At 40.7% G+C, this 10,008-nt stretch carries 10 protein-coding genes; 1 reads left to right on the plus strand and 9 read right to left on the minus strand.

Annotated elements, in window-relative coordinates:
* Positions 1–264: 264 nt before the first annotated feature.
* The 9 genes from BABA_RS25725 to ychF all read right to left on the minus strand — a co-directional run bounded on the left by BABA_RS25725 (position 265) and on the right by ychF (position 9,490).
* Complete coding sequence (locus tag BABA_RS25725; protein ID WP_007088214.1) at positions 265–1,557, minus strand: adenylosuccinate synthase; 1,293 nt, start codon at positions 1,555–1,557, stop codon at positions 265–267.
* Positions 1,558–1,865: 308 nt separating this feature from the next.
* Positions 1,866–3,221 (minus strand): replicative DNA helicase, encoded by a 1,356-nt coding sequence (dnaB, locus tag BABA_RS25730; RefSeq protein WP_007088215.1) that lies wholly within the window; start codon positions 3,219–3,221, stop codon positions 1,866–1,868.
* Between the two features lie 296 nt (positions 3,222–3,517).
* Positions 3,518–3,967: a 50S ribosomal protein L9 gene (gene rplI, locus BABA_RS25735; RefSeq protein ID WP_007088216.1), complete on the minus strand. Its 450-nt coding sequence runs from the start codon at positions 3,965–3,967 to the stop codon at positions 3,518–3,520.
* A complete protein-coding gene (locus BABA_RS25740; protein WP_007088217.1) occupies positions 3,964–5,937 on the minus strand; it encodes a DHH family phosphoesterase in 1,974 nt (657 codons plus the stop codon). Before BABA_RS25740 ends, rplI begins: the two co-directional genes overlap by 4 nt.
* Before the next feature lie 25 nt (positions 5,938–5,962).
* The gene (locus BABA_RS25745) at positions 5,963–6,907 is read right to left on the minus strand and encodes a YybS family protein (protein ID WP_007088218.1); all 945 of its coding nucleotides are present in this window, start codon (positions 6,905–6,907) and stop codon (positions 5,963–5,965) included.
* Positions 6,908–7,034: 127 nt separating this feature from the next.
* Positions 7,035–7,274 (minus strand): 30S ribosomal protein S18, encoded by a 240-nt coding sequence (gene rpsR, locus BABA_RS25750; protein WP_007088219.1) that lies wholly within the window; start codon positions 7,272–7,274, stop codon positions 7,035–7,037.
* 49 nt (positions 7,275–7,323) lie between these two features.
* On the minus strand, positions 7,324–7,845 hold the full coding sequence (gene ssb / locus BABA_RS25755) for a single-stranded DNA-binding protein (protein ID WP_007088220.1): 522 nt from the start codon (positions 7,843–7,845) through the stop codon (positions 7,324–7,326).
* Between the two features lie 70 nt (positions 7,846–7,915).
* Complete coding sequence (rpsF, locus tag BABA_RS25760; RefSeq protein WP_007088221.1) at positions 7,916–8,203, minus strand: 30S ribosomal protein S6; 288 nt, start codon at positions 8,201–8,203, stop codon at positions 7,916–7,918.
* A gap of 186 nt (positions 8,204–8,389) precedes the next feature.
* On the minus strand, positions 8,390–9,490 hold the full coding sequence (gene ychF / locus BABA_RS25765) for a redox-regulated ATPase YchF (protein ID WP_007088222.1): 1,101 nt from the start codon (positions 9,488–9,490) through the stop codon (positions 8,390–8,392).
* 213 nt (positions 9,491–9,703) lie between these two features.
* On the opposite strand from ychF, the gene BABA_RS25770 reads away from it, so the two are divergent.
* A partial coding sequence (locus tag BABA_RS25770; protein WP_007088223.1) for an SH3 domain-containing protein occupies positions 9,704–10,008 on the plus strand: 305 nt, incomplete at its 3' end.

A 10,008-nucleotide genomic window follows, 5' to 3' on the forward strand; every position in this document is an offset into this window, starting at 1 on the left:
ACTGAGCTAATGGCTCGTACGTTTGAATATTTTGTCGTATCGTGACGACGCTTTTTATAATAGCACGGATAGTAATATAAACGCAATACTTTTTTAGAAATAAATTTTAAAAAAGAGTTTAACTAAGTTTATTTGCGAATTTGTAGCTCTTATTTGTGAATCCAAGCCTTTTATTTGCGGATTACTCTGTTTTATTTGCGAATCGCAAAAACTGCCAGTCGTACAAGAGAAATGCCCGCATTTTGCGGGCATTTCATAAATATTTTAGATCTGTCTCCAAGGGCTGCGGACAACATTTGTTTGTACCCGGTCAGGACCTACAGAGAAGGTCGATAATGGAATACCTGTCAACTGTGTTACCCGTTCCACATAGTGACGGGCATTTTCAGGTAATTCATCTAACGATTTAACTCCTGTGATATCCTCTGTCCAGCCTGGAAGTTCCTCATAAATCGGTTCACATTGTGATAAAACCCTTAAGTTTGCAGGGTATTCAGTGATTACTTCGTCCTTGTAGCGATAGGCCGTACAAATCTTTAATGTGTCAATCCCTGTTAATACATCGATTGAATTGAGCGAAAGATCTGTTAAGCCGCTGACACGGCGAGCATGACGCACCACAACACTGTCAAACCAGCCTACACGGCGCGGGCGTCCTGTTGTGGTTCCGTACTCACGACCCACTTCACGGATGCGATTACCGGTTTCATTATTTAACTCAGTTGGGAATGGGCCATCACCAACACGAGAGGTATAAGCTTTACAAACACCGACAACATGCGTGATTTTTGATGGGCCAACACCTGAACCGATTGTTACTCCGCCGGCAACTGGATTGGAAGAGGTAACGAATGGGTAGGTACCTTGGTCAATATCAAGCATAACCCCTTGAGCGCCTTCAAATAAAACACGTTTGCCTTCATCCAATGCATCATTTAACACAACAGATGTATCGCAAACATACTGTTTAACCTGTTGGCCATACTCATAATATTCGTCAAGAATATCTTCTTTCTTAAATCCATCTGTTTCATAAATCCGTTCAAATAAGCGATTCTTTTCTTCAAGGTTCTGAATTAGTTTTTCTTCAAATATTTCACGGTCAAGTAAATCGGCAATTCGAATACCCACTCGCGCTGCCTTATCCATATAAGCAGGGCCGATTCCTTTTTTCGTTGTCCCAATTTTATTGGCGCCTTTACGTGCTTCTTCTACTTCATCCAATTTTAAATGGTATGGAAGAATCACATGGGCACGATTACTAATCCGGAGGTTTTCAGTGCTAATTCCCTTTTCATGTAAATAAGCAAGCTCTGTAACAAGCGCTTTAGGATCCACAACCATTCCGTTACCAATGACACTTATTTTTTCTTTATTAAAAATCCCTGAAGGAATTAAGTGTAATTTGTAGGTTTCCCCACCAAACTTAATCGTGTGGCCTGCATTGTTTCCGCCTTGATAACGGGCAATGACCTCTGCATTTTCTGAAAGAAAATCTGTGATTTTCCCTTTTCCTTCGTCTCCCCATTGCGTACCAACAACCACTACTGATGACATGAAAGGCACCTCCAAAATTTTTCATCCATTAAATAAATTATTATCATACCATCATAGTTTATCAATTCTATAACCAAAAATCAAACAAAACACGAACAATTTATATAAAAATATGAAATATGTTCGTAAAAATAGTAATCTATGAAAATAAGAAAAGCGCAAGCGCCTTGATCAGCCCCGACAAGCATAAGACGCTTCTGAATAGAAGGCGTTCTTTGCCTTCAATTCAGAAGTGGCTTATGACCTCGAGGGGCTAGGCGCTGGAGCTGGACAATAAAAAAGAGTCAGTCCAAGAATGAACTGACTCATTACGCACCAGGCGGAGAATCATAACGTGTCTCTATATTAACGAATTTATTATATTCCTTCACAAAGGCCAACGAAACGGTACCTGTTGGGCCATTACGCTGTTTGGCAATAATGATTTCAATGATATTCTTAGATTCAGACTCCTTATCATAATAGTCATCACGATAGAGGAAGGCAACAATATCGGCATCCTGCTCGATCGAACCTGACTCACGAATGTCGGACATCATTGGCCGTTTATCTTGACGCTGCTCAACACCACGGGAAAGCTGTGAAAGAGCAATAACTGGCACTTGTAGCTCACGAGCTAACTGTTTAAGAGAACGGGAAATTTCCGATACTTCCTGCTGACGGTTTTCGCCAGAACGGCCGCTTCCTAAAATAAGCTGCAAATAGTCAATTAAAATCATCCCTAAGCCATGCTCTTGCTTTAAGCGGCGACATTTAGAGCGAATTTCACCGACGCGCATGCCAGGGGTATCATCAATATAGATTCCCGTGTTTGATAAGCTTCCCATTGCCATCGTCAGCTTACCCCAGTCATCCTCTGTTAACGACCCTGTACGAAGCCTTTGTGCATCGATATTCCCTTCGGCACACAAGAGACGCATAACAAGCTGCTCAGCACCCATCTCAAGACTAAAGATTGCAATATTTTCGCCTGTTTTTTTAGCAACATTTTGCGCAACATTTAAAGCAAAAGCAGTTTTACCAACGGAAGGACGGGCACCAACAATGATTAAATCATTGCGCTGGAATCCTGCTGTCATCCGATCAAGCTCCACAAACCCTGTCTCAAGACCAGTAATCTCACCCACGCGGTTATGCATTTCCTCAATATTGTCATAGGTTCGAACAAGCACGTCTTTAATATTGTGAAAGGCACCGGCATTCTTTCGCTGTGCTACCTCTAAAATGCTCTTTTCTGCTTCACTCAACAGTGCTTCAACTTCATCTTCACGCGAATAACCATCAGAGGCAATCGTTGTTGCCGTACGGATTAATCGTCTTAGTAAAGACTTCTCTTCTACGATTCTAGCATAATACTCAATATTAGCAGCAGTCGGAACTGAGCCTGCCAAGTCACTTAAATAGCTGACTCCGCCAATATCCTCTATCAGTTTAGCTGCCGCGAGCTCCTCCGTTACCGTTACAAGGTCGACGGCTTGGCCTTGATCATTTAGATGAAGCATCACATTAAAGATCTTTTGGTGTGATGCACGATAAAAATCTTCAGGGATTAAGATTTCAGAAGCCAATGTAAGAGCGGAGGGTTCTAGAAAAATAGCCCCTAATACAGCCTGTTCCGCTTCAATATTTTGTGGCAGCATACGATCTGCATATACATCATTCATACTATCAAAAACCTCCTACCTTAGAAGGATTTATAAAAAGGTTACAAAGAAAAAAGTGACCAGTCATAACCGATCACGTCCCATTGCTTACTTATTATATTCTACCATGTTTATTCTGAATTCCGCACTGGAAATTTATTTACATATTATTTTATCCCGCATTAACGGGCAGTTAGATCCCTACTTCAAGACTTTGAGTACAAAGAGGGAAAGTAGGGGATCAACTGCCCGTAAAAGCCCGATTGGTTCAACTAACAATCAGTGGGGGATGGAAAGAACCCCCACTGATTGAAGTTTCACTTTATTTCTGTAACTGAAACCGTTAATGTCGCTGTCACTTCATGATGAAGTTTTACTGGTACCTTCGTGTGACCAAGGGTGCGAATGGCATCCGTTAATTCCATTTTCCGTTTATCAATTTTGATGCCATGTTTCTTTTGCAGCTCTTCAGCAACCTGCTTCGTTGTAATTGAACCAAAGAGGCGTCCGCCTTCACCAGCTTTAGCTGTTAGTTCAACCGTAATTTGATCCAATACATCTTTTAGCTTTTTAGCATCAGCCAGTTCCTCAGCTGCCATTTTTTCTTCCTTCTTCTTTTGGGCATCTAATGAACTAATGCTAGCATTATTTGCTTCTACCGCTAACCCTTGTTTAATTAAAAAGTTATGTGCATAGCCATCCGCTACATTTTTTACTTCACCTTTTTTGCCTTTACCCTTAACATCCTTTAGGAAAATTACCTTCATTCCTTTATCACTCCTTCAAAATAGTCATCAATTGCCACCATTAATTGTGTCTCTGTTTCTTCAATCGATAATCCGGTCAGCTGGGTGGCTGCGTTTGTTAAATGGCCGCCGCCTTTCAAACTTTCCATAATGACCTGTACATTGACGTTTCCTAACGACCTCGCGCTAATCCCGATGACCTCGTCACCCCGTTTGGCAATGACAAAAGAGGCTAACACCCCATCCATTGTTAACAAGGTATCAGCAGCCTGGGCAATAATCACTTGATCATGGAGCTCCTGTTCCGTTCCTTTTGCTATCGCAATCCCCTCACGGTAGAAAGAAACTGATTCAATTAACTTCGACCTTTTTATATATGTATCAATGTCTTCTTTTAAAAATTTCTGGACAAGAATCGTATCAGCACCGTGAGCACGTAGGTAGGAGGCAGCATCAAATGTACGTGAGCCCGTTCTTAACGAAAAGCTTTTCGTATCAACTATAATGCCTGCGAGCAAGGCTGTTGCCTCTATCATCTCAATTTTACCGCGTTTCGGCTGATATTCCAAAAATTCTGTTACAAGCTCCGCAGTAGAAGAGGCATATGGCTCCATATAAACAAGCAATGGACTCTCGATAAAGTCCTCGCCTCGGCGATGGTGGTCAATCACGACGACATGATCAATTTTGTTTAATAATCGTTCCTCCATAACCATTGAAGGCTTATGGGTATCAACAACGACAAGCAATGTTTTGTCTGTGGCCATTTCAAGGGCCTGTTCAGGGCCGATAAAGCGGGAAAATAATTGTTCTTGCTGCCGGAGTTCATCCATAAGCCGCTTTACCCCATTATCCACTTCCTGCATGTTCACTACGATATAGGCTTCCTTTTGATTCATTTGCGCAACCTTGTAGATTCCAATACCCGAACCAATCGAATCCATGTCTGGATTTTTATGCCCCATGATAATCACTTTATCACTGGCGATAATTAAATCTCTCAAGGCATGAGAGATTACACGCGCCCGTACCCGCGTCCGCTTTTCAACCGGATTTGTCTTACCTCCATAGAATTTCACTTTCCCGTTTGGCAGTTTAATCGCCACTTGATCGCCGCCACGGCCTAAAGCCAAATCCAAACTTGATTGTGCTAAAACACCCAATTCAGGCAGTGAAGTCACGCCAGTACCAACCCCGATACTCAAGGTAAAAGAGACGTTTTGCTTCGAAGTCACTTCCCGTATCTCATCCAGGATCGTAAATTTTTCTTTTTCAAGGGTACGAAGAATTCTTTCACTAAAAACAGCGATAAATCGTTCTGATGATACTCGTTTAAGGAAAATTCCATTATCAGTGGCCCATTTATTCAAAATAGAAGTGACTAAATTATTGATACTGCCGCGCATCTGATCATCCATACCTTGAGTCAGATCATCATAATTGTCCAAAAAGATGGTCGCAATAGCCGTCCTGTCATCCTGGTACCTTTTCTCAATTTCCTTTTGTTCCGTCACATCGAAAAAGTACAACAGCCGCTCTTCTCGTTTATGAATGACACGAAACTTTCGGTCATGAAGGGTAATGATTTCTGTCTCCACTTCCTGTTTAATCAATGGAATCAATGTATCAGCGATATCATAAAGCGATTTGCCAATCAATGTATCCTCATCAAAATAGGAGGAGAGAAAGGGGTTTGTCCATTCAATAAAGTATTCCTCATTGATGAGCATAATCCCAATTGGCATTTCCATCAATGCTTCCTCGCCGACCTTTTTTACTCGGTAAGAAAGAGTGGAAATATACTCTTCCATTTCTACCCGCTCACGATGGTCAATGACAAACATATAGTAAATGGGAATCAACATTAAAAGCAGCCCAGCTACACTTAAGATCCAATTATAAAGTAACAGGACAATGAGCAGGATTACTATAACGCCAATTAGTCCGTAAAAAGGGTAACGAATGGACCGCTTTTTTAAAAATGCAGGCAAAGTTCTCAGCTCCTTGACGCTAGACTTACTCTTTTTTTTCAAATCGCTTTCTAAAATCAAAACCTAAATCGGTAATGCCTATTAACAATATTATATAATGAACAATTGGAATGATGAAAGTAAGAATTACAACAAGTATGCCAAGTCCTTTAGCAACCGACCTCTTATGGAAAATAAAGAATACAAACGCAAGCCCCTGTATAAGGATAAAATAATCTAATATGTATCGTGCATTCATTAGGACGGAGTATAAATAGGTTCCTTCATGAGGACGGAGCAGCAGCAACGCCCCCAAAGCAATTAAATAGTACCACAGCAGGCTTTTAGGCAAGGAGAGATTTCGAAAACTTCCCCACGGCTGAACCGCAATCCCAAATCTTTTGATGATGGGGAAACAAACCCACTGGATAACAAAAACTGAAATGATGGAAACCATGATTAAAAGACTTGGCGCAAGTGTTTCCAGCATCTTAATCACAGCGGCATTCTGTTGAGCAATAAGCTGTATTTGATCTTCTTTCCCCATTGCTTTCAGCATGCCCTCAGACATTTTGGTCGATTCTTTTAACGCCTGCATTAGTTCATGAATCAGGTCAAATTTAAAAAAGGCCACGCTGCCGGCATAAAACAAAATCAAACCAACAATAAATGTAAGTGTGGTCGCAATTAAGATCGATGTTCGACTCTTATTCCTTTGGAGCATGTAACCGATAATGACTCCCACTGCCCCATAAATCAGCATTAAGCCAAGTCCCATAAAGGAGCCGGCAATAAAGGAAATGATTAATGCAGCCACAAAGAATGCCATAATATTTTTTAAGTCATTTTTAGCTGAAAACATGATAAATGGCAGCGGTAAAACAAAGTTTAGAAATGATCCTAAAAGAGGAACATAGATTGTTACTAATAAAAGAACGGTAAATGCCGCCAAAAGGATGGCGCCTTCTGTTAATTTACGTACATTTTTCACTTAAACACCTCTGAATTCATAAGCCTATCTCCCTATTTTAGCTAGATAGGAGCCATGTTTCAACTTTAATAAGTAAAAAGGCAGTAAGGGCGTCCCTTACTGCCTTAATGCTTATTATTATCCAGCCTTATTCACCCGCAACAAACGGTAGTAATGCCATTTGACGTGCACGTTTGATTGCAACTGTTAGTTTGCGTTGGTATTTAGCGCTTGTACCAGTTACACGACGTGGTAAAATCTTTCCACGCTCAGAGATGAATTTTTTAAGTAAATCTACATCTTTATAATCAATGCGAGTGATACCATTTGCTGTGAAATAGCACACTTTACGACGCTTTGCGCGACCGCCTTTACGTCCTCCTGCCATGAAAATTCCCTCCTTTATTTATATTATTTCATCACGTTCAAGGTTTTGCTTAAAATGGCAGATCATCATCAGAGATGTCAATTTGACCATTTCCGGCAAATGGATCATTGTCCGGATTAAAACCTCTATTTTGATTTTGGTTTTGGTTTTGATTCTGTCGTTGATTCTGATTGCCGCTGCCATATGGATTGCCTTGCGGTTCCATCGGAGGAGCACCATAGAAATCGTTGCTTCTGCCGCCGCCGCCCGAAGAGCCCTTCGGTTCAAGAAATTGAACACTATCTGCTACAATCTCAGTAAAATACTGACGTTTTCCATCCTGTTCGTACGTACGAACTTGAATTCTGCCGTCTACACCAGCTAAATTACCTTTTTTCAGGAAGTTCGCAACATTTTCAGCAGCCTTACGCCAAACAACAATGTTAAGAAAGTCCGCTTCACGCTCACCTTGCTGATTTGAAAATTGACGATTTACTGCAAGAGTAAAGGTAGCAACAGCAATGCCATTCGGTGTGTATTTTAATTCAGGGTCTTTTGTTAAACGACCTACAAGCACGACACGATTGATCATCAGAATCAACTCCTTTTTTCGGTAAATATTTCACATGAAACATTTTTTACCAAATATATTTAAAATAATTTTATTCTTCTTCTTTAATTACGATATGGCGAATGATATCTTCGCTGATCTTTGCAAGACGAGAAAATTCTTGTACCGCAGCAGCTGAAGATGTAGTTTTAGCGATTTCGTAGTATCCGTCACGGAAATCGTTGATTTCGTATGCTAGACGGCGCTTACCCCAATCCTTTGTTTCAGCAGTTTCCGCTCCGTTATCAAGAAGAATAGTGTTAAAACGCTCAACAAGAGCCTTTTTTGCTTCATCTTCAATATTTGGGCGGATGATGTACATGATTTCGTACTTTTTCATCACAGTCACCTCCTTTTGGTCTAACGGCCCGAATGGGCAAGGAGCAATTATTCATTACTCACAAGTTGAAAGTATAGCACAAGTATAAAGAAATTGCAATGTTGTTCACAGGTTTGTGATTTTTATATGAGATAGTAATGTACAAAATAAGGAAAAGCCCTGCAAGAATTGCAGAGCTGAATAAATTTACACGTTAAAACGGAAGTGGATGACGTCGCCGTCTTTTACTTCGTATTCTTTGCCTTCTAAACGAACTTTTCCTGCCTCTTTCGCTGCAGTGTGGCTTCCAGCAGCTAGAAGGTCATCATAAGAGACTGTTTCAGCGCGAATAAAGCCGCGTTCGAAATCAGAGTGGATGACACCGGCACATTGCGGGGCTTTCATTCCTTTTCTGAATGTCCAAGCACGAACTTCTTGCACACCTGCCGTAAAGTAAGTAGCTAAACCAAGTAAGTGATAAGCAGCACGAATTAATTGGTCAAGGCCGGATTCTTCAATACCAAGCTCTTCAAGGAACATTTGCTTTTCTTCACCTTCAAGCTCAGCAATTTCCTCTTCAATTTTTGCACAAATAATGATTACTTCGGCGTTGTCGGCCTTGGCAAATTCGCGTACCTTTTGCACATATTCATTATCTGATGGATTAGCCACCTCATCTTCACTTACGTTTGCTACATAAAGAACAGGCTTGATGGTTAAAAGATGAAGTCCTTTGACCAATTTCATTTGCTCTTCCGTAAAATCAACCGTACGTGCAGGCTTTTCCGCTTCAAAGGCATCACGCAGCATTGCGAGTACTTCAAATTCAGCAGCAGCATCCTTATCCTTTTGCTTGGCCAACTTTTCAACGCGGCTAATTCTTTTTTCTACTGATTCCATATCAGCCAGAATCAATTCAAGATTGATGGTTTCAATATCATCAATGGGATCTACCTTCCCAGAAACATGGGTGATGTTTTCATCGGCAAAGCAGCGTACTACTTGGCAAATGGCATCTACTTGGCGGATATGCGACAAGAACTTGTTTCCGAGTCCTTCCCCTTTACTTGCCCCTTTTACAATCCCGGCAATATCAGTAAATTCAAAAGCCGTGGGCACGGTTTTCTTCGGTTGAACTAATTCAGTTAATTTTTGTAAACGATGATCGGGAACCTCGACGATGCCGACATTCGGATCAATTGTACAGAAAGGGTAGTTGGCTGATTCTGCACCAGCTTGGGTAATTGCATTAAATAAAGTAGACTTACCAACGTTCGGTAATCCTACGATACCAGCTGTTAAAGCCATTCACGTTCACTCCTCAATAAAGATCAATCTATTTAAAAAAGTAAGTTCAGAAATTTAAAAACCTCTCACAATTATAGACATTTGTCTCAAAAAAGACAAGAACTAGTACAACCCTACGAATTTCAACACTTTCCTACAATTTTCCTTAATTTCCATTAATAAATATGGTAAAGTTTATTTTAATAGATTACTAAGGTTCAAGGAGGGGAAATCATGGTAAAGACAGTGTTAACACAAGGGATTATAAAAACTGAAGGATCATCTTGGATATCTAGTAATGTTATAAAAAAGGCAATATTACCTAGTTTTTGTTTCGCTGTTTTATCTACAACAGCATTCGAAGAAGTCATCCATGCGGCTGGAACTAATTCACCACCTGCAAATATTAATAGTCAGTTACCAATCACAACCAAATATGTAAATGTCAGCAGCGGGTCGTTAAATCTACGCGGAAGTGCCTCGACGAGTGGCGCCGTGATCGCTTCACTTTCAAAAGGGACGTCTGTAACTGTTTATTC

Source organism: Neobacillus bataviensis LMG 21833 (genome assembly GCF_000307875.1).
Classification (GTDB): Bacteria; Bacillota; Bacilli; order Bacillales; family Cytobacillaceae; genus Neobacillus; species Neobacillus bataviensis.